Genomic DNA, 19916 nt, shown 5'->3' on the forward strand with positions numbered 1-19916 from the left:
TCAAACCTTGTTGCAGAAGCCCGCGTCGACGGGGAAGGTCACGCCGGTGACGTACTTCGCCTCGTCGGAGACCAGGTAGGCGATGGCGGCGCTGACGTCTTCGGGTTCGATCATTCCGACAGGCATCGGGTTCTGCAGATGGGGTCCCGCGCCGGGATTCTTCTCCAGGAATTCGGTCATGTCGTCATTGGTCGCCATCATCGTGTTCACCGCGGTGGGGTGCACGGTGTTCACCCGAATGCTCAGCGGTGCAAGGGCATTGGCTAGGGTACGCATCAGTCCGACGATCCCGTGTTTGGACGCCGCGTAGCCCAGGCCGCCGCCTTGCAGGCCACCGAAGCCCTTGATGCCGGCCGTCGAGCTGGTGAAGATGATGACCCCGCCGCGGTTACCGGACAGCAGATGCGGCACGGCCGCCCACGCCGTGTGATAGGCCCCGTCGAGGTTGACGCTGGTGACCGCGCGCCACTGCGCCAGCTCCTCCTCAATGCTCAACTGGCGAAACGCCAACGGCGCTATCCCGGCGTTGGCCAACACGATGTCGAGGCGCCCGAAATGCTGGACGCCGGCGTCCATCGCGGACTTCACTTGCACGAAGTCGCGCACATCGGCGACCGTGCCCAGCATCTTGCCGCCGGCCGCTTCGACCAGCTCCACCGTCTGGTCCAGTTCCTCGTGGGAGGCCATCGGATAGCCATTGGCGGGGATGTCGGCGCAGATGTCGATGCCGATGATGTTGGCGCCCTCCCGCGCGAGCCGCACCGCGTGGCTGCGACCCTGGCCGCGGGCCACCCCGGTGATGAAGGCGACTTTGCCATCTATTGAACCCACGGCGCTGTTCCTCGATTCTTGTTCATCAGCCCAGATCAGGGCAGAGTAACGCCGTTACTCACCTGCGCACAGTAACATGGTTACTGTGAAGTCAAAAGGGGCCGAACTGGATGCGGCGACCGGGGACGGCGCCCCCGGCCGGCGGGCGGATCCGATCCTGGACATCGTGGTCGAGATGCTCGATAGCGAGGGCTACGAGGCAGTTCAGCTGCGCGAGGTGGCGCGGCGGGCACGCGTGTCCCTGGCGACCATCTATAAGCGGTATCGCACCCGCGACGAACTTATCGTCGCGGCCCTGGACGGCTGGATGGACGCCAATCGCTATGCGCGCCTGCCCTCGCTGATCGACGATCTACCCGGCGAGTCAATCTATGTAGACCTGATGCACGTGATGAGGACCATCTTCGAGCCGTGGGAAGGGCATCCATTGATGCTGCGCTCCTACTTCCAGGCGCGATCGGGGCCCGGCGGAAAGCGTCTCATTCAGCGCGGTGTCGATGCCGTCGTCCCCGTCGCCAAAGCCGTTCTGGCGCAAGCGGAGCCGGGATTCGCCAAAGACCTCGAGCTCATCCTCACCGGCGTCGTCTACGGACTTCTTACCCGATTCGCTCAGGGGGAGATCCACGTCACCGACATCGTGCCGGGTATCGAGCGCACCGTGTTCTGGCTGACCACGGCATATGAGAATGGTTCGGCCGGCGCAGCGCAGGGCTGAGGCGACGTCCCACGCCTGTCAACGGGCCGAAAATCCAATTATTCAACCTCTCATAAGCCGCTTTTTCCCGGCTGTCCCTATTGTTCGTCTTCATGCCGCCATGGGTCGACGGCATCGTGAACGCTCAGAAGAAAGGAAGCGCATGATGCTCTCACCTCGCCGGCTGGCCGCATTGGCCATCCCCGTTATGGCGGGCGCGGCTCTCATTGCCAGCGCCGCGGTTGCCACCGCCGACCCCCTCGATGACGCGTACCTGGCTCAACTGCGCACCGCCGGCTTCAGTTGGCCGCCCGACCATGACGCCGCGCTCACCGGGATGGGGCGCCTGATTTGCGACGACATCGGGTGGGGTTGGAAGTATGACCAGATTGCCCAGAGCATTCACCAAACGTTGGATTCGAGGAACGTGACGTTCGGGGACGTCGGATCGATGGTGAGTCTCGCGCATTCGACCTATTGCCCACTCCAGCAATGCTGGGGCACGCACTGCTGAGTGATACGAATCCCTTGTGCTGCAGTAATTGCAGTCACATAAGCGGGGGTGGCACCAGCCAGCCAAGCGAGGGGTCGACATCGTCTTTGTATTGCGGGCAGTACGTGGCTACCGACAGGCCGATGAAGTAGCCGGACTGTCTCGGCGACAGGCCGGTTTGCTTCGTCAGCTGGATCGCCAGCATCGATACGTTCGGGTTGGTATCGATGCTCGTGCACACCGTGTGGGCTATTGCTATCGCATTATCGTTGTCGGGCATGGTGATTCCGCCCCTGGATAGGCCGGCGATGAAGGCATCGTCGGTGTCGTCCGCGCAGGCCGGCGCTGGGCAGGCAAGCGCGGCAGCGGACAGGACAATCGCGCAGACGGCCGGCCGCTTCCCAACCTTCATCGGACTCATAGCCTCCCCTCTGTGCGCGGGCCAATCGGCGTGCGGTCAAGGATGACTTCAATGAACGATAGTCGACATCGCGGTGTCCTTCTTGCCGCGGAGCTGGTGCGTCGATACCGAATCTCAGGACGAGCAGTGGGTGGCCTTGATCCGCCCGTTGGGTGAACCCAGCTTGGCCAGCGCATCCGACGTGGATGCGGTGCTGTCGGGGCCCGAACCGCCTTGGAACCGGCCGGAGACGCGGTCGAACGCCACCGATGCGCAGCCGTTGCGCGTGCCGGCCACCACTTCACAGACATCACCGGCTTCGGCGGTGCAGTGCGCGAGTGCGAGTTGATTTGCCTGGTCCTGACTGCCGCCGGTGCCCCAGCCGGCGGCGCGTCCGCTGCCGACGGACACGGCCAGGGCAACGAAGTCATCCTCGGCGGAGGCTGTCGGCGCCGGCAGCGCGACGATCGCGCAACCAACCGCAACGACGACGGCAATGATTGACCGCACCGGCCCGCTCCTTTGCATGCTAGGGATTGTCCTCCGGGTCTTCAGCCAGGTAGGTGACGTCGTACCACCGCGTGGATGGTGCGGCGTCGTAGGCCTCGGTCACGGTTGCCTGCTCCAGGCGGACGTCAGTCAGGTGCGGATTGTCCACGCGGATGCGGTCTTCGAGCTCGGCATGCAGTGCATCGCCGTCCAGGGTGATGTCCGCGAGTGCCTTGCCCGTGTACCTCGTCCAACTCACGCCACACATTGTGCTCCGGGCGACGGGCCACGTGACAATTCGGCCGCGGGGGTATATTGCAACCCGCCGCTGGGCCGCGCAAAATTCTCAGGTCAGCCGATTGATGATCTGGAAAGTCCGGGCGACCGCGTGAGTAAGTCCCGCGAAGGGTGCTTTCAGGCCGGGAGACTCATTACCGGCCGTGAAGGAGGGCGATGAATCGCCAAAGTGTCTGCGGCATCGGCAATTCGCTGGTGCTGATGGGTTGAGCGTGACCCTTAAACGTGTCGACGAATTGAAGCCCGGAGACAGGATCCGCATGAAGGTCGGGCACGCTACCGTCGTTGCGACCGAACCCCTTGACGACGACCGCACCCTGCTGACCTTCACCTACGGGACGAAGGGCGCCGCCGACAGCGCTGTCACCGTGGATGTTCTCGACGATGACGAGTGGGGTTGGTAAGGCGCGGAGCACGTGAGCCGGCGAACCCGCTTCAGCGGGATTCGGTTTATCGCCCGGGACCTTGTCGGGCGGCGGTTCGGCATATGACTATTGAAGGGGTACGGAACCCGGAGGGGGAAAGATGACTCCACACCGTCTGAAATGCTTCGTCGGTTTATCCGCCGCGCCGCTGGCAATTGCGGTGTCGCTTCCCCCGACGGCCTTCGCCGACAATCCGTCCTGGAATGGTCAATACGCGATCACCTTCATGGTTGGTCCAAAGGCCGGGACCAGCATGGCGGTCGGCAATCCGGAGGTGCAGCACACCGAAACCTATGGGTTGCGCTCGAACTGTACGAACGGAAAGTGCGTCGCCACGATCATCAGTGGCCCTCCGCCCACCAACCCGACCGTTCCCCAGCCGGTTCAGTTCACCTGGGATGGAAAGTCCTGGTCGCAGGTCAACGACTTTCAATGGGACTGCATGATGCCCGACACCACGATCCAATGGAATCCGGCCCGAGCCGAGGTGCACTACACGCCCCAACCCGACGGGACGCTTGCCGGCGTCATGCACACCGACATCTTGAGCGGTGCGTGCCAAGGCACGATCGACATGGATATGACGGCCGAGCGTGTGTGAGTCAGCTACGCCCGAACGATAAATACTCAGGTTCACGGTTGCGGCGGCGCTGGCGGTGGCGCCGGCGGGTTATCCCAACTCCCCGGCGTGCCAGCGGGGACCTGCACTCCGAGCCAGTTGCACGGCATCATCGACCGCCACGCGATGAACGCGCACTGCTGCTCGGGTGTCAACGGGCTGGGACCCGCGCACGGCGGCGCTCCGGGCGCACCACATACCGGGTCGGCCGACGCTGGCGGCGCGCAGACCTATGCAGCAGCCGCGAACATCAACGCGATGGCGGTAATGATCGTGGTGACGAGACGTCGGGTGGGGTGCATCGGCGTGGCCGTGGGGAAGTGCTGTATACAGCCCTTCTCAGGTGTGGACCTTCCAGCCCGCTAACGGGGTCGGTGCCGCCGGGGCATCGGGATCGCTGAACTCGATGTAAACGTCGCCTTGGTTGATGGTGCCGTCATAGGCGATAAACCCGTGGGCGGTTTGGCCGTTGGTGACGCTGCCCGAGCGCAGGGGTGGCGTCTTGTTGATCTTCTGGTAGTCGACCATGGACGAGCCGCCCTGGACTTCCCGGTTCGGGTCTTGCCTCCACGGAGAAGAGGCCGCGGTTACGGAGGCCTGGCTGTAGTTGAAGGGCGCGTTGGACTTGCCGGCGATGGTCAGTTCGATGACGTTGCAACCCCGGCCGCCGGAGCAACCGGACGAGACCCAGGTCGCGCTGTTGAGCGTGACGTCGGCGGTCGCGGTGCTGTACTCCGTGACATGAATACTGGTACCGGCTTTTCCGGTTGGGAAAGGTGACTGTTGGGGTGACGGGTCGGCGGCGCCGTGGGGCGCAGCCAGACACGCTGTTAACGCCAGCGTCGCTGCGAGAGCGCTCATGCCAAGAGGTCTGGTCACTGCGCGAAGATAGCGCATGGGGGAGTTCGCGGCGAATTCGCGACGCGACGCACCGTTTTCCAGAATGCGAGAACCAATGAAAAGCATTGGTGTATAACGTATTTCAGAAAATGGGCAAGTGCTTGACGGTGATTTGGCCGGGGTGTTTGCGCTAGTGCGGCAAGTTGGCCAGATAACACCGCACTCGGGTGGCGGCGTCGTCCGGCTTGACCCCCATATTGATCAATCTTTGAACGACTTGGTCCGAGGGCACGGCAGAACCGATGTCGTTATCGATCACATGAAGGCTGGGAAACCAATTCTCTGCGGCTACTCCCGGTGGTGGGGGCTTCGCATCGCCCCCTATGCACTGAACGTAACCATTGACGCCAGTGTCAGCGTGAGCCGACGGCGCACCCATCGGCACAGCAATGGCGATGCCGACCGTCGCAGCGGCGTAGATGAGACGCATGCGGGCATTATTCCGTGTTCGCCCGATTTAACCAATGACCAATCTGAAGAAGCCACCGCGAACCAGGCTCTCGACGGTGCATGACGGTCCGGCTGGTACCCCGGGCGGCGGACCGACTCCACTCGATTTTCACTCCAACGAGCCGCCGGCGGCCTTACACTGCATGAGAAATGAGCGCCTATCAGACCGTCGTGGTCGGCACCGATGGCTCGGACTCGTCGCTGCGTGCGGTGGGGCGCGCAGCCGCGATCGCCGCGGATCACGGCGCGAAATTGATTGTTGCGACGGCGCATCTCGCCGTCCCCGAGGAACGCGGCCGCTACGCCATCCCGCCCGGGAGCGACCACGGTCAGGACTACCGGACGGTGGGCCAGGCCCCCTTTTACGCGATCCTGCGGGACGCCACGGAGCGGGCGCACCAAGCCGGAGCCAAGAACGTGGAGGAGAAGTCGATCGTCGGTGCTCCCATCAACGCGCTGGTGCAGCTTGCCGAGGACGTCCGTGCCGACCTGCTGGTCGTCGGCAACGTCGGACTCAACAGCGTCGCCGGCCGGTTGCTGGGATCGGTCCCATCCGCCGTATCCCGCCGGGCCAAGACCGACGTGTTGATCGTCCACACCAGCGACTGAGGCATCGTCACGGATCGGATCGACTCGCCCCTTGCCAACGGGATTGTTCGGCTGGACCCGATCATGCCGAAGCTACGTTTGGCCGGGCATGGGGCGCAAAGTCATCCGTGAGCGGCGTCGGCCGCGGCAATCAACGCCCGGCCCAGCTTCCGGGCTTCGGCTGGCGCGATGATCGGGGTATCGGGACAGTCAATGACGACGTGGCACTCAGCGTGCCCGTCAACGTATTGCCGCCCGACGACGGAGACCACGATATCGGCCCCTGGCAGCCCATGGCCGGCGTGGTTGATACTCCACTCCGGGCCGTCGAACACCCTGAAGGCTGCCCCGACGTTGACCCATTCGTCGACCACGGTTGCCCCGGCCGGCGGTGCGAGGTTGGATTTCATGACTAGATCGTTTCCGCGATCCCGGGCGCGGGCACGAGTAGTGCACTACTCCACTTGTGCTGACACGGTCAACGTATCGCTAGAAGTGGCTCCCACGGTCGCAATGAAAGCGGACGACTTGGGATCGAGCCCAAGAACGTGACACGTAGCTGAAGAGGTCGGGCCTGTTCTACCCAAAAAGCTCAAGGGCCAGTAGCCTAGACATGCGTAAAACAGTGCCGCTACCACGAATCGGGCCAATGATGCTACGTCGAATCCTCGCCGCCCTCGTCATCGTCGTCGCCGGCTCCATGGCACCGGCTTGCACGTGCTCGCCAGATCCGATAATCACCGCCTGCACCTAGGGACTGACCACCTAGTCGCGTAGAACCCGACCATGGCGGTCGTTTTGACCCAGCTGGTCGCTGCTCGTGCGACCAGCGCAGGTGATCAGCAGCCGACGAAGGAGCCGCCCGCGGGGCACGTGGGGATGCTCACGATAGGTACGCAGCTCACCGACGTCGTTGAGACGGCGAACGCGAGCAGCAGCGCAAACAAAACCTTCTTTCCCCTGGTCATAGTCTGCAGAGCGTACGCCCGCCCGGAGATCCCCCGCGGCGCTTTCCGCAGCAACAGCGGAAAAACCCCGAGCAGCCGCGAGGCTATGGGAAACGCGTGGGCATCCCCACCGAAAAGCCGAACTTTCTGAGCGGTACGAGAAGGCGCGTTCTGTGCCGAACAAGTTGAAGCTGAGCGCTGAGGTTCGCTTGCTCGAGCAGGCGGTGGCTCGGTTGGTCCGACAGGTGAATCCGGACGTCCCGGAGCGTGAGAGTCCCCGGACACGTCGGGCTCGGCGGGCTGCACATGCGCGACGGGATCGCGATGGCTCGAGTCAGGGGAGGCTCGCTCCTTTGCATTGCTCAGGAGAAGAAATTTAGCGTCGAGATCGCTTCCTGCGCGGCGGAATCGGTCTAATACGGTCTGGTAAAAATACGGCTGCGGAGCCGCTTGCCGCCATCATGCCGGTTGCGGTGTGGCGATCTCAGCTCACTTTGGCTTTGTCGGATCGCGACCACGAACAGGATCCGTCAGCGTCGCGAGTACGGCTGCCGTTTGAGTGAGGAGTGCGATCCGTGCCTGTATCGCCGGATGACCGCGTCGTTCCGGCTGGCGAGGGGTGAGCTGAGTGACCACCTACGATGCTGGTGATGCGAGATTGACCCGTTGTCTTGCGCAACAACTAGCTTCCAGGTGGACTTTGGCGAATCACCTTGGGAACCGGTAGGCCATCTTGACGTAGGTCACCGGGAAAGCATGGTGACGTTGCGACGATGGTCGGTGGATAGTCGGCGGGATATGCCGCCTTGATTTGTATGTGGTATCCGTCTGGGAGGTAACCGAATTGGTTCGGCTTTTCAAATCCGTCGCGCTCCATCACCGTGATACCCCAGCTTCGCCAAACCTGTCCGGCGTGCGCGACGAGATCTGCGGACTTCGTTCCGGCGGGCCCGATCACCTTGGCGAACAACGAGAATTCGGTGGGGCCGGGGCCGGGCCCAGTGTAGTTGTCGTCGCACCCGAGGTTGCTGCCGCCGATGGTGTCGCTGGTGTCGAGGACGGTGCCTGGCGGTAACCCGTCGACTGTTTTCTGTAGGTACCGAAGCACCGAGTCCTGGGCCTCTTGTTGGCTTCTCGGGATCTTCGGTGACGGCGCAACGGGTGTGGGTTCCATGGGGCCTCCTGGGATGATTGTCGCGCCGGACGGGGCTGATGACCCCGGCCCTGGGTGCTTGGTTGATGTGGTCGATGAGCACGCGGCAAGGACACCCGCTGTCAACAGAACAGCGAACGCGTGGAGTAATTCGCGAGTTTTTATCTTCGTCATCATTCTGGTGTCATTTCGGTGGTGTCACATCGGTGCGTCCGGCGATAATGCGCCCCATGTTATCGAGCGCGGGGTTCCCACTGTCCCAATAGCTGCTGTGTGCTGCTACCGAGGGAAGCCCGAAGGGCCAGCTGGGTCCGGGTGCTGCCTCGAACGTCGTAGCGCCGAAATCTGCTCCGGTCGGGTCTGGGCCGAGTGTCCATCCGGTTGCGACGCTGATGATGTCGTGTTGTGCTCGCGTCGCGTACACGTGGGCGCCGGGGTCGAGGTTGAGGTCGCTGGCGTGTCCGGTGAGCACGCCGGGACTGCCTACCGCGACGACATTGTTGGCGTCGAGGTGGTGACCGCCCAGCGCCGCTGCCCCGACCTCAGTCGAGCCGTAGCTATGCCCGATGACCGTGTTGATCGATGGCCCGCCAGTCAACGCGTCGTTGTGAGACGCGCGCAATCCGGCTTGGAAGTCGTCTAATGCGCCAGCTCCGTTGTGGGCGTAGCTGGTTGACGCCGCTTCACCGAGATTCATCGGGCGGTCATAACCCATCCAGGTCGTCACCGACACGTCGCCGGGCGCAAGCCTGCCGTCGGCGTCCCTCGCGGCCTGATACATCCGCAGAGATTTGTCTTGGCTGCCGCTGAACCGTGTCGTATCCTGACCCGTTCCGGGCACGAATGTGGCGTCGCGATTGGCGGTATCGGGATTGTTGATGGAGATCGCAGCGTGGCCTTTGTCGTCAATGATCCCGAGATACTTGGGCGGATTGCGTGGGTCAACCTTTCCCCCTGGCGCAACTTGGCTTGGCGGCGCCCCCAGTGACTTCGTCACATCCGCATACCCATCGCGTGCCCGATTGGCGGCGTCCCATTGCCGTCGCCAGTCCAGAAACTCGTTCGTCTTGGTGAAAGGCGTCCTTCCATTGGCCCAATCGGGGTGCTCGGCGCGCAGGCGGTCCAAATCCGCTTGATTGGCTTGTTGCAGCTCAGGAAGGTGGATCCGGTTGTAATGGTCGCGGTCAGTGAACGGCATGCCCCCGTGGTTACCGATAAAATGATCGCGGTCGTATTCCGCGTCTTTTTGCTCTTGGGTGAGCGAGTTCCATACTTGCCCAAACTTGTTGGGGTCGTCCGGCAGCGGGGGTGCGGGCGACAGTGGGCCGTCTTGCGCCCTGATACCTGCGGGGTCGTATCCGTCACTCTTTAGGGTTCCCAGCGCGTTCTGCAGCGTGTTCGAGTAGCCATCACGTGTTGCTTGCAGCTGGCCGAGCGCGGCCTTCGTGTCGCGAATGGCGTCGTCTTCGAGTGAGTTGATGTAGGCGTTGAGCGCATCTCGGTCGGCCGCGCTGAGGTTGGGATGCTCGTTTTCTAGCTCGACGGCCTCGGCAATCATGTCGTCGAGCCCCTTCAGCTGCGCTTCCAGCGTGCCGATCTGGCCGGCCGCGGTCCTCTGTGCCTCGGCCAATGATGCGGCGATGTTTTCCAGGTCCGCACCGATTTTGGGCAGTTGCACGGACTGCGCCCCAAGGGATTTCGTCACCCGCTGCACTTCAGCGGAGTCGTTGATCGGATGATCGCCGTCCTGATGATTCCAGGCAGCGTCGAAGCGGGAGCGGGCTTGGGCGAACGTTGTGTCGGCTTCAGCAGTGGAGCGGCCCGCGGCATGAAATGCATTCGCCAGGCTGGAAATCTGCGCCGGGCTGCCCGCCTGCAAACTTCGATTGATCACCCACGGGTCACCGCCGGCGAAGGCGAGCAACGCCGGGATGCTTATGTACTTGAGCTGCATCGCGCCACCAGCTGTCCGCGGCTGCCGATCCGCGTTCGACCAGCCTCAACAGACATCGCCACCCCTTCTGAGCTGGTGCAACCCTACTACCGCTCATGTGGCCGTCAATTCACAGACAAGGTCGCGGAATGACCCGAACACGTTGGGCGGCATCGACGACATCTTCGGCATCCGCCTCGTTGTCAGCACCCGGGTTTCCCAAGGCCATGCAGCCGTTCTGAACTCCAAGATTGCGGTGAACATCGTCCGCCGCTGTGACTTAGAGATTATGGCAAATCCCCACGCTGGCAGTATGTTTCAGTGCAACCAGATCCACTACCGCGCTGAGATCCGTTCGCGCTCGGCATAATCTATCCCGCGGCGATCTGCCTGGTGGATCTGACGGACGCGGCCTAGTAAGACTCTTGGCATGCCTGGCGTCAACCACCCGCACGGGATGACCCTCCCTCGTTGGCATGGGTGCATGACGTGGCCACGACGGTGAGTAACCCACCCGAGCCACACCCGCGCCAAGCGCGCCGACACCACGTCAGACCAAATACCCGTCGGGAACCGTACTTGCGGATTGGTGATTGTATGACCGGCCAGCAAACAACGGAGCGCTACGGCGTGTCGCGGTATGCACAGTCAATCGTTCTGAGACCGTTGAACCGCTACTCGCGACGGAACGCAAGGAGGAGGCGACCTTGACCCCGACTCTCATTTTCTTGGTGTCGGTTCTCGGCGCCACGTTGGTACTCGGGATCTTGGCGATCATGTTCTCCGCAAAGCAGTTTCGCCCTGAAGCGACCTTAGCGGGTGTGTTGACAGTGGTTACCATCGGGGGCTGGGTCTGGCGGATGCCACAGGGGTGGTACACGATCTCGCAAATCGCTTGGCGCTACGGGTTAAAGACTCGTCAGGTCCGGGAGGTTGCGAAGAACCTCGGTATCATGGCCTTCAACCGTGGTGCGCTGGTCCCGCCCTCGCAGCGGAAGAAGATGCGTCCGGAACTGATGCGTCTAAAGAAGCAGAAGGCGGTCCGCGAATCCAGCGCAGCGAAGGACATCCGGTTGGTTTACGAATCTTCAGACGCGCACTCCGGTTTCCTGGAGGAGGCGGACCTCATGCAGTTCTCTGGTGAGGAGTTATTGCGGCATCTACATCCGAGCGTCACCGATCACGTCGCAGGCGTCCAGGACGAGGCGGGCTGACAAAACACGGGCGCTATGCAAACCGCAGCGAAAGACCACCCGGACGACCAGCCGTCCGGGTGGTATCAAGCCGGCTACGTGGGACCCGACGACCGGTTGTACAAGGCTCCCGAGACATTCGCGGCCGGGATCGACGCCGAAGGGTGGTTGACCGATCGCCGCCGCAAGAGCTTGCTGTGTCAATCGACGCTGCGTTAGCGGGTCTCATCGGCGCTCTTGCGGGAGCGGCTGTCGGAGTCAGGCATCCCGCCGACCGTGAAAGGCACCGTTGACTGGTGCCGCGACCGAGGAGTGGCCCTTCCGAGTAATTCCGAAATCCACATTTTCAACCGAGAGCCGGACGGGTTCGGGGCTTATCAATTTGGTTATCGAGATCGACGGTAGCGGAAGCTGGCTTCGGCGAAAAGCCTTGGCGCGCAACGTGTTCCAGTGTATCGAATACACACCACTCTCACTGGTGCGCGGGGGTCACTTCGGTCAGCCTGGCGTGATCTGCGAGCATGAGCCGGCCCCGCCGCACTATCGTCGACCGAGGCACCTGCTGGAAGCCTTGGAGGCAGGCCGCCCAGTGGTCGTGCCGAACACGGTCCTACATGGCCATTCACTGCGGCACTTCAGTGTGCCGTGGAAGCCGACGCAGGTGCGCTACGTGCGGGTGTGGCCCGATGACGTGGTGACCCCAGCAGGCATTCCGCGCGGTGATCGCGTCCGGCGGCGGGAACCCCACTAAACCTGGACCCGAAAGCCGCGGATCATCCACAACGATCGTCGACCCGGGGTGGCACGCTAGCAATACGCCCCCACGTTGGCGCGCTAAACCGCTACGCAAACGCCGCGCGGGTGTGGGTAAAAGGCTTGGGTCTGCGGGACGTGGTCTCGCGATGCGCGGTATTGCTTCTTGGGTCCGCGGTCGGCGCTGGCCATGATTTAGGGTTGGCGAAGTCGTCGTGCCGTCTCGACGACCTCAGGAAAGTTTCGGCGCGATGTGACGATAGCGTCAAGGTCCGGTTGTGCTGCCGCCATCTCGCCGGCTCCGATGTGCCACTGAGCACGCTTGAGTCTGGCAGCCATCTTCTGTTCGACGGCGATGTCATGAGTCGCCAGGATGGTCTCGATGTCGGTGTAAGCACCGGCGTTGTCGCCGAGCTGGCGCCGCGCGTCTGCCCGACGGGTTAATGCGATGTATCGCCGGTTGTATGTAGTGTCGTCAAGTGCTAGGACTGCCGATCGGTCGGCGATTGCGCCTCTTACGTCATCAGCGTCGAAAAGCACGTCCGCGCGGTTGTTGAGAGCGCAGGCGCGGGCCTCATCTGAGGCGGTGGTCGAGTCGATGACGGCAGTAAAGTCGGCGACCGCATCTTGCGATCGATCGAGCTGAAGGAAACTGATGCCTCGGTTGTTTAGGATGGAGCCGTATTCCGGCCAAGCAGGATCGCAGTGCGTGAGTGCGTCTGTGTAAAGTTCGCATGCCCGCTGTGTGTTGTTTTCTCTCAGGACAAGATTCGCGTGCGAGTAGCGCGCACTGGTCAAGAGTCGAGCAGTAGCGTCTTGCCCCTCGGCATGTTGGACAGCCTGAAGTCGTTCGAAGACCCAATTGACTGCCTCATGGTTACTGCGCCCGAGCAGCGCAATTATTGACACCCCAAGCTCGATACTGATGAGGGGCGACTCATCGTAAATAGTCGCCTCCAATAGGTCGATGAGCCGCGGATGCTCAGTATGGTCGGCCGCTGCGCGTGCCAAGAAGCCCTGGTAGGCATCAGGTTTCGCGAGACAGGCGTAGTGCAACAGCGACATTGACGCATGCCGCGCCGTCTCAGACGCGCCAAGCTGATCGAGGACAAGAAGCTCCCCGAGGATGTCAGGTCGGACGCCATCGAGAAGATCGTCCAGACTTACCGAACCAAGACTCCGAAACACGTTTGGTAGCAGACCATTTGGAATCTCCGAGACTTGTGCAAGTTCGGCATATTCCTCTACGCTCAGTCCTCCCAGAACAGTCGCAAATATCTGGACATTTCGCACAAGCGGTACCAGCGAGGGGTCTTCAAGGCGTAAGTTCAACCCGGTTTGCGAACGGTCAAGCAATCGCCGAATCGCCTCGTCGCGGCCGCCGCTTGCCCCGTGAGCGTCGAGCCAATCCATAGTCGCTATCTGAATGAACAGAGGGCCGCCGCCAGGGTCCATGCTCTGCGCTTTGTCCGCAATATCCTCAATTTGGGTTGTCGTAAGGTCTTGGTGCCCGAGCTCACTCGCGGTGATTTTGATCAGTTCCCGAGCATCGTCACGGCTGACGCCGCCAAGTTCATGGGGAAATGCATACATTGTGGCTGCTACTTGCGATGACTCGGACATGCGGTGATGCCGCTGCACCGTTTCCCACCAAAGTCCCGCCGCTTGACGCTCGAGAATCAGAACCCGAACTTTCGAACCTGTCTTCCGCCGGCTAAAGCGGACGAGTACCTCCGACAACCAGGTGCTGCGCTCTGACGCATAATCGACGATAAGTAGCGTTGGCCGCATAGTTACCACATCGTCAAGTTCAGATTCGTACTCCTCGCCGAGGAAACCAGCGTGCCAGGCAGGTGATGCCAACCTGCAAAGCTCAACTGCAAGGCGGCTCTTGCCGATGCCGGCGGGCCCGGTCCAGAGCCACCACGAAAACGGCATCTCGGCATCGAGGAATGCATTCAGCTCGTTGAGTTCATCAGCGCGGCCGACACATTGGACGCGCGTGTTCGCGAACGACAGGAGTGAATCGAGCGCGTCTGTGGTGGGGATGGCTAAATCAAGCGGCACGCTGAGCGAACCCAAGCCGGCAGTTACCATGTGCCTGGCGCGTTCCTCGGCCTCGGCTTTCCACTGCCGCAGAACCACTTCGTTATACCGAGTGCGGTCGTCGTCGACCAGTTTCGCATCGTCTTGACACAGCCAGATACCGTTCTCGACTGATGACCGTTGTTGCCGTGTCAGCTGGGAATCATATCTCGGGCCTCTTGGGGAGGCTGCCGTGATGTGTGCGGCGACGCCCTTATTCAGGACCCCGTCTGGCAGCTCTGCCGGACCAGACGTGAGCGCGCGACAGTCGGGGTTGCTGCACCGAAACCCCACCCGTCGAGCGAGGATGTCCTTCACCTTCTTGGGGAAGTCGTCCCTCATGCCGGACCCGTACCACTGTGATTGACGGTCAAAATCGTCAGTTCTCCCCGTTCGCGCTGTCGAACAGCGAAAACGCTACGCCTGGATTGGGCTTCCGAATAGGGAGTGTGTGACTCGGGTCGCCCCCGGAGAGTAGGGGCGACCCGATCGGTAGCTTGGACGCCGGGTAGGACGATCCGTTCCCAAAGTCCTCTACATGACGATTGGAGTTGTGCTGGCGAGCAATGCGGTCGTGGTGTTGATCGCGGCTGCCGACCGCTCAGGCGTTAGCGACATACCACGGTGCGCAGCATCATTGCGCGGATTGGTGACAACCTCTTGGAAGCCCTCGGGCAGCGTGCCGCCAATGCCGGTGTAAAGCCGGTGTAGACCGCCCAAAGTGCGCCAGCGCCGCGCTGGCTATCTTGGCAACTGGGCGGCAAAAGGCGGCGGCTATTCCGATGGGGGGAGTTCCCAGCCGAGTTCCCTGACGTGCTGCTCGGTGTTGGCGAGAAAAAACCTGAATCGACCGAACTGCAGGACTCGCTCGCGGAGTACTTCAGGCTCGACACCTACGCGAAGCAGCAAAAGGATACGGAGCAACCATGCGGTGGTGTTGGCGACGACCAGCCAATTTAGGGCGCGTGTCTCAATCGGTATGTCGTCGTCCTTGGTCAAGTGATGCGCTAAAGCATTGCGTGCCTTCGTTATTCGCCGAGGCAACCCTGGTGTGAATTCAGCTACTTCGGGTATGACACTGGTCACCTCAGCGACGATTGCATCGGCACGTTGCAGAAAGCTCACATCGCGGTAAAAGTCCGCCGCTTGCTCAACCCGACTCGGGTCGAGTCCTTCGACCGCCGCTTGAGCAGCCGCGGCCTTGCGGGCGGCTTGCAATACGCGCTTCAAAGCGCACTTAGCGACACCCGGGAACTTCGCCTGCTCATAACCAGGCAGCCGGCGGTGAAACCCCTCAATCAGCGGGGCGAACGCGAGAACACTCATCTGGACCGAGCCAGAAGATGGGCGCGCCACAACCCAGGAAAGACCATCAAGTCGGCTGTGCAGTGCGACCCACTTACTGAACCGTTCGACGGTCAATTCATTGCGCAACAGTAGCGGTTCGTGAACTGGTCCCGCCGGTTCCGCGCAGAATGCCGCCCCGTAAACCTGCAACCACGGACTGGCCGAATTGATGCGTACTTGCGTCTCGCGCGCGACTCGACCCTCATCTGGATCCGGATAGATCGCTAGCTGCAGCAGTGCCAAACAGCCAGACACCACCCGAATCTCCATTTGCCGCAGCGTTATCGGAGTCGAGGACTTATACACCAGCCAATTGCCGTCGTCGGACGCCTCGACGGTCAAGGTGGATGCATCGTCGTCTACCGTGCTCGAATCGCCATCATCCAAGTGCGCCAACCAATATGGGTTGTCCAACCGGAACCGCACACTGCTATATAGCTGATCGTTGGGCACTTGGGCGCCGACCACGGCGGCCGTACCGCGGTAACGTGGCCTGGACCCAGATCCACCGTAGTTCTGGGAGCCGATTATTGTCACTGCCTCGCCGGAATCGAGCTGGCCGTGCACAGTGATCGCGCGGAACGACGCGACAGACCGCTTGGCTTCCGCCGAGTGCGAAATCGTCGTCACATTCCTGGATGGGTCATGTCTGACCGAGACCCGCGGGTCAGGCACCAGATTGTCGGTAAGAGTCACTTCCGGCTTCTCGCCCAGCTCGGCCGCGAAACGGCCGCGCACGCGATGGTCGGGTTCGTCAGCCTTCCAGAAATCGCCGCCGGCGCTCAGTGCCTCAGCCATATCTCCCTCGCTATCGCTCGAACACCCAAGAAAAGCGAGGGACTGCGGGCTCGGAGTGTGTACAAGTCTGGAACTTTCAGATGTAGACGCGTCGCCGGCAGTTTCCGACAGAAATCATTTGGTCCTGGGGCGGCGCAGGGTTCGCACCTAATCAGGCTGGTAAAGCGGCTTGGCGAACTTCTCCGCGAGAGCGTCTAGCTCGTTCTGCTCCTCGATGCGCTTCTGCCGTTGCGCTTCAGCACGTTCTTGGTTCGCGGTTTCCCTCGCCGCCGCTGTTTCCTGGGACGCTTCGTATCTGTTGTTCGTATCCGCGATAATCTCGTCGAGCTTGGCGATCGTGTCACCAATTCCATCCTTGGAGGAGGATACGTAGCCGCTGTAATTGGCGCCCGACGGTCCGGATGTGTCTATTTGACCCGAAATGTCGCGTCCGGGACCGACCTTCTCATGGAAGAGCGCGAACCACTTCCCGGGTGGCTTGGGGGCGACTTCGAAGCCGATATTGATGTTCTTCTCGCTAGGAGTCGAGGTCTTCGAGAGCTTTGGTGTGCCGACCCTCCTGACGCGCACCCAATTCTTAGCCATGTGAGTCCTTCGATTCGAGCGTGATTGGTGTACCCATATTTAGCATGAGCCGGTCGCTTCGAATCCGGAGCGCGCACAGACGTCGAGGTCGCAGGACCGTATCGGTGGCCGGCGGCCGGGGGCGGAACGGGGTCGCTCAAAGCCCCGTGATTACCTACTCGCTGTCGCGCAGGTGTATCGACGTTCCCTCTGCGATCGCAAGTAGATCGCCGGCGAGTAAGTATGTCTGCAACACGCAGGTGTGGGCTTCTTCGAGCGTGGGTTTGGCGTGCACTCCCTTACTCGCCAGGGCATCTAGCGCACCCAGGCGATTACCGAGGTCGCCGATGACGGCCTGGAGTACTGCGCCACTTTTGTGCTTGCCGATGTTGTCCTGCACGAACTTCAGGAGGCGATTCTTATAAGCGTCGTCGGTCATTTTGCGAGGAACGCCGTCTGTTCCGACGATCTCTTCGTTGGTCGCTGGGTACAGCGAGTCGGCCAATGATTTGATCATTCGTCTGCACGACGTGAGGGCGTGTGAGATGGCCTCGTCATCGTTGGACGACACACGCTCTTGTGCCGCTACGAAGTTCACCGCTGCCTCGGGCGCGTATTTAGATAGGAGCGAGTTGATGCGGCCATAGACCTGGTCGAAGAACTTCGAGTCGGCTCGACCGCTCTCCAACTCTTCTTCGGTTGCAACGAGGTAATCGTGGACTGCTTGGCGGATCTTGGCTAGCACATTCTTCAATCCACCGATCTGCGGGATCAACTTCGCCTGGTACGCGTCGCGATCGCGCGGCGGTAATGAGTTCAGCTCGGCGTACGTTCGCTCAATCTGCGCGAGCGTCGTTTCTACCTGCTCCACAGAGCTGGCGTGCAGTGTGCCCTCATATGTGCGCGAGGCTTCCCACCGTGTCGCTTGACGGACGTACTCGCGCGATCCTTCGTCCTCGCCAAGGAGTGCAATAAGTTTTCCGCGCAGGTCGTTGAGGCGATCGGTGTCGGCCGGTAGGGAGTTTCTGTGGGCCCCTGCGACATCGGCTTGCTGAATCGTGAACCACACCTGAGCGGCGAAGTCGTGGCGCAGGACCGAGATGCGGTGCCCCTGGCGAACCAGAGCGGCTACGGATTCAGTAGCTTCAAACTCGTCGAGTGCTCGGTCGGTCAGCTCCCGAACCCGCTCGATGCCCATCACCACCGCGACAGCCTACTTCGCGCGATGGTCACGGTTCACTCAGGTGATCAGCGTCGGCGGCCGTTTCGAAACGGGGGGAGAGTCTGCGGCCAGCGCCCCGCAACGGTACCGATGGCCACCTCACAACCTGACGAAACGAGCGAGATCGTCAAGCTCGCGGAACCACTGGTGACAGACCGAACATGTGGGCGCGTACCCCTGCTGGGCCCTTTCCACTACGATGAGCAGCCATCGCCGAAGGTGGTCGTCGCACAGCAGCTTGTGGCCGCACGGCTGGTGCCGAATCGCGAGCCACTCAGCTGGCCTGTCGCATTCCACCGTCTGGTCGGTCTGGCAGCGAAGCGGCTCCTCGGCCGCGGACTCGAGTTCGTAAAAGTCGGATTGAGTCGTCGTCGGGGGCATGGCTAGCTACCTCTCTGGTGAAGTGCTAGCGCCGTAATCGACTGGCCCATATCTGGCCCATGCGGTCGTGTACGGATCTGCGAAACCCTACTTGACCTGGTATCGAGCTGGTGCGCGATACTGGGATTGAACCAGTGACCTCTTCCGTGTCAGGGAAGCGCTCTCCCGCTGAGCTAATCGCGCCGGGAAACCAAAAGCTTGGAGGTGGAGACGGGAATCGAACCCGTGTGCACGGCTTTGCAGGCCGTTGCCTCACCACTCGGCCACTCCACCGTTGGGGTCCACGCCACTTGCACCTTCGAGCGGATGACGGGATTCGAACCCGCGACCCTCACCTTGGCAAGGTGATGCGCTACCAACTGCGCTACATCCGCGCGCCTCGGACGAGATCGTCGCCCGGTGCGAAGCACGACGATAGTCCACGTGAGCGGGCACATACAAATTTCTTGGTACGAGCCGTGTCCAGGCTATCGCGTCGACCAACCGCACTGTGCGGCCGGTATTGTCGGGGCTGGCGCGTGCTAGTCTTCGACGTCGTTCGCCGTCTCGGCGCCGGTCCCGTGGCTCAGTGGGAGAGCGTCCGCTTCACACGCGGAAGGTCGCTGGTTCGATCCCAGCCGGGACCACAGTTCAATGCAGGTCAATGAATGGTTGGCCTCGCCCCTGGCATTCGCGCGTCGCCCACGTCTCGCGCTGCAATGCAGTGGCCTCTGCCGTAGCCTTTTCTGCAGGTCGCGCTCGCTCACTACGGGCTCCGAGTTGCGGAGGGGATCATGTTGACTCTCGTCTCCCGCATCCTCCTTCCGACGCTGGTGACCGGATTGATCGCGGCGCTGATTTCAGCGGCCGGTGCCTCACCCGTGACCCCGGCGGCATGCAACAAAATCACGGCCAAGTGGTCGTCGGTGTGGATCTTCATGCCGGACTGCCCCCCGTCGGCCGCTCCGCCGCCCGCACCGTCCCGGCCGGCCCAGGCGCCGAACCCGACGGATCCGGAACCACCGGGATGAGAGCCCGAACTCTTGCCTGATCGCACCGGCTAAGCCACCATGAACTGCATGAGTAAGGTAACCCTAACTACCCAGCTGCCGATTTCGGCCCAGACGGCGTCCGCGTTGGCGCGCAAGCCCGAGCTGATGCGCCACGTGCTGAGCCCGGTGCTGCGGGTTTACCGCCTCGACGTCCCCGAACAGATCGAGGTCGGTACCCGGGGATCGGCGCGGTTCTGGTGGTTCGGCGTGATCCCGGCGTGGACGCACCACCTCACCATCAAGCGACTCGAGCCGACCGCGATCTGTTCGGGGACGTCGAGGCGGCAAACCCGCAGCACCGGGCTCAGCACGTGTCGCATCAC

Annotated in this window: 21 protein-coding genes, 4 tRNA genes and 1 pseudogene; 10 read left to right on the forward strand and 16 right to left on the reverse strand. The window is 62.0% G+C overall.

All coding sequences use genetic code 11. From position 1 onward, the window contains the following. Positions 1-831: a mycofactocin-coupled SDR family oxidoreductase gene (locus A5782_RS23645; RefSeq protein ID WP_067104630.1), complete on the reverse strand. Its 831-nt coding sequence runs from the start codon at positions 829-831 to the stop codon at positions 1-3. Between the two features lie 76 nt (positions 832-907). Between A5782_RS23645 and A5782_RS23650 the strand changes: the two genes are divergently transcribed. Both A5782_RS23650 and A5782_RS23655 read left to right on the forward strand, forming a co-directional pair. Continuing rightward, positions 908-1546 carry a TetR family transcriptional regulator gene (locus A5782_RS23650; RefSeq protein WP_067104632.1) on the forward strand — a complete coding sequence of 213 codons (639 nt, stop codon included), beginning with the start codon at positions 908-910 and terminating at the stop codon, positions 1544-1546. A 142-nt stretch (positions 1547-1688) separates the two neighbouring features. Further along, positions 1689-2039: a DUF732 domain-containing protein gene (locus A5782_RS23655; protein ID WP_369815672.1), complete on the forward strand. Its 351-nt coding sequence runs from the start codon at positions 1689-1691 to the stop codon at positions 2037-2039. 34 nt (positions 2040-2073) lie between these two features. Here the strand turns inward: A5782_RS23655 and A5782_RS23660 are convergent, their stop codons facing one another. From A5782_RS23660 to A5782_RS23670, 3 genes are all read right to left on the reverse strand, one after another. Continuing rightward, entirely contained in the window at positions 2074-2439 is a 366-nt protein-coding gene (locus tag A5782_RS23660; protein ID WP_067104634.1) for a DUF732 domain-containing protein, read from the reverse strand. 114 nt (positions 2440-2553) lie between these two features. Further along, positions 2554-2928, reverse strand: coding sequence for a DUF4189 domain-containing protein (locus A5782_RS23665; protein ID WP_067104693.1), 375 nt, complete (start codon positions 2926-2928; stop codon positions 2554-2556). A gap of 19 nt (positions 2929-2947) precedes the next feature. Next, positions 2948-3166 carry a hypothetical protein gene (locus tag A5782_RS23670; RefSeq protein ID WP_067104636.1) on the reverse strand — a complete coding sequence of 73 codons (219 nt, stop codon included), beginning with the start codon at positions 3164-3166 and terminating at the stop codon, positions 2948-2950. A 250-nt stretch (positions 3167-3416) separates the two neighbouring features. On the opposite strand from A5782_RS23670, the gene A5782_RS26345 reads away from it, so the two are divergent. Together A5782_RS26345 and A5782_RS23675 are read left to right on the forward strand one after the other, a co-directional pair. Beyond that, positions 3417-3608, forward strand: coding sequence for a hypothetical protein (locus A5782_RS26345; RefSeq protein ID WP_156624084.1), 192 nt, complete (start codon positions 3417-3419; stop codon positions 3606-3608). A gap of 121 nt (positions 3609-3729) precedes the next feature. Continuing rightward, positions 3730-4230 (forward strand): hypothetical protein, encoded by a 501-nt coding sequence (locus A5782_RS23675; protein WP_067104638.1) that lies wholly within the window; start codon positions 3730-3732, stop codon positions 4228-4230. A gap of 357 nt (positions 4231-4587) precedes the next feature. On the opposite strand, the gene A5782_RS23680 is transcribed toward A5782_RS23675, so the two are convergent. Both A5782_RS23680 and A5782_RS27365 read right to left on the reverse strand, forming a co-directional pair. Then, positions 4588-5109, reverse strand: a complete 522-nt coding sequence (locus A5782_RS23680; protein ID WP_067104639.1) for a hypothetical protein — start codon at positions 5107-5109, stop codon at positions 4588-4590. A 169-nt stretch (positions 5110-5278) separates the two neighbouring features. Then, positions 5279-5578 (reverse strand): hypothetical protein, encoded by a 300-nt coding sequence (locus A5782_RS27365; RefSeq protein WP_067104641.1) that lies wholly within the window; start codon positions 5576-5578, stop codon positions 5279-5281. A 170-nt stretch (positions 5579-5748) separates the two neighbouring features. Here A5782_RS27365 and A5782_RS23690 point away from each other — a divergent pair, with 170 nt between their 5' ends. Then, positions 5749-6207, forward strand: a complete 459-nt coding sequence (locus A5782_RS23690) for a universal stress protein (RefSeq protein WP_067104643.1) — start codon at positions 5749-5751, stop codon at positions 6205-6207. A gap of 101 nt (positions 6208-6308) precedes the next feature. Here the strand turns inward: A5782_RS23690 and A5782_RS23695 are convergent, their stop codons facing one another. The 3 genes from A5782_RS23695 to A5782_RS23710 all read right to left on the reverse strand — a co-directional run bounded on the left by A5782_RS23695 (position 6309) and on the right by A5782_RS23710 (position 10240). Continuing rightward, complete coding sequence (locus tag A5782_RS23695; protein WP_067104645.1) at positions 6309-6596, reverse strand: hypothetical protein; 288 nt, start codon at positions 6594-6596, stop codon at positions 6309-6311. 1219 nt (positions 6597-7815) lie between these two features. Beyond that, positions 7816-8307: a hypothetical protein gene (locus A5782_RS25855; RefSeq protein WP_082943068.1), complete on the reverse strand. Its 492-nt coding sequence runs from the start codon at positions 8305-8307 to the stop codon at positions 7816-7818. Between the two features lie 163 nt (positions 8308-8470). Then, complete coding sequence (locus A5782_RS23710; protein ID WP_067104649.1) at positions 8471-10240, reverse strand: alpha/beta hydrolase; 1770 nt, start codon at positions 10238-10240, stop codon at positions 8471-8473. A 686-nt stretch (positions 10241-10926) separates the two neighbouring features. Between A5782_RS23710 and A5782_RS26590 the strand changes: the two genes are divergently transcribed. Both A5782_RS26590 and A5782_RS23725 read left to right on the forward strand, forming a co-directional pair. Continuing rightward, positions 10927-11433, forward strand: coding sequence for a formate dehydrogenase (locus A5782_RS26590; RefSeq protein WP_067104653.1), 507 nt, complete (start codon positions 10927-10929; stop codon positions 11431-11433). Between the two features lie 15 nt (positions 11434-11448). Further along, positions 11449-11631: a hypothetical protein gene (locus tag A5782_RS23725; protein ID WP_067104655.1), complete on the forward strand. Its 183-nt coding sequence runs from the start codon at positions 11449-11451 to the stop codon at positions 11629-11631. A gap of 729 nt (positions 11632-12360) precedes the next feature. On the opposite strand, the gene A5782_RS23735 is transcribed toward A5782_RS23725, so the two are convergent. The 7 genes from A5782_RS23735 to A5782_RS23770 form a co-directional block, all read right to left on the reverse strand. Continuing rightward, positions 12361-14310, reverse strand: coding sequence for a hypothetical protein (locus A5782_RS23735; RefSeq protein ID WP_156624086.1), 1950 nt, complete (start codon positions 14308-14310; stop codon positions 12361-12363). Between the two features lie 714 nt (positions 14311-15024). Further along, on the reverse strand, positions 15025-16395 hold the full coding sequence (locus tag A5782_RS23740) for a HEPN domain-containing protein (RefSeq protein ID WP_067104661.1): 1371 nt from the start codon (positions 16393-16395) through the stop codon (positions 15025-15027). A gap of 147 nt (positions 16396-16542) precedes the next feature. Continuing rightward, the gene (locus A5782_RS23745) at positions 16543-16980 is read right to left on the reverse strand and encodes a hypothetical protein (RefSeq protein ID WP_067104663.1); all 438 of its coding nucleotides are present in this window, start codon (positions 16978-16980) and stop codon (positions 16543-16545) included. 154 nt (positions 16981-17134) lie between these two features. Then, positions 17135-18163: a hypothetical protein gene (locus A5782_RS23750; RefSeq protein WP_067104665.1), complete on the reverse strand. Its 1029-nt coding sequence runs from the start codon at positions 18161-18163 to the stop codon at positions 17135-17137. Positions 18164-18670: 507 nt separating this feature from the next. Beyond that, positions 18671-18745 (reverse strand) — tRNA-Val (locus tag A5782_RS23760). A gap of 16 nt (positions 18746-18761) precedes the next feature. Beyond that, a tRNA-Cys gene (locus A5782_RS23765) sits at positions 18762-18835 on the reverse strand. Between the two features lie 28 nt (positions 18836-18863). Next, positions 18864-18936: transfer RNA gene (locus A5782_RS23770), tRNA-Gly, on the reverse strand. A gap of 180 nt (positions 18937-19116) precedes the next feature. Between A5782_RS23770 and A5782_RS23775 the strand changes: the two genes are divergently transcribed. The 3 genes and pseudogenes from A5782_RS23775 to A5782_RS23785 all read left to right on the forward strand — a co-directional run. Continuing rightward, positions 19117-19188 (forward strand) — tRNA-Val (locus A5782_RS23775). Between the two features lie 147 nt (positions 19189-19335). Then, a complete protein-coding gene (locus A5782_RS23780) occupies positions 19336-19572 on the forward strand; it encodes a hypothetical protein (protein ID WP_156624087.1) in 237 nt (78 codons plus the stop codon). A 39-nt stretch (positions 19573-19611) separates the two neighbouring features. Then, a pseudogene (locus A5782_RS23785) lies at positions 19612-19916 on the forward strand (hypothetical protein); the annotation flags it as partial.

It is taken from the genome of Mycobacterium sp. 852002-40037_SCH5390672 (assembly GCF_001665875.1).
Taxonomy (GTDB): Bacteria; Actinomycetota; Actinomycetes; order Mycobacteriales; family Mycobacteriaceae; genus Mycobacterium.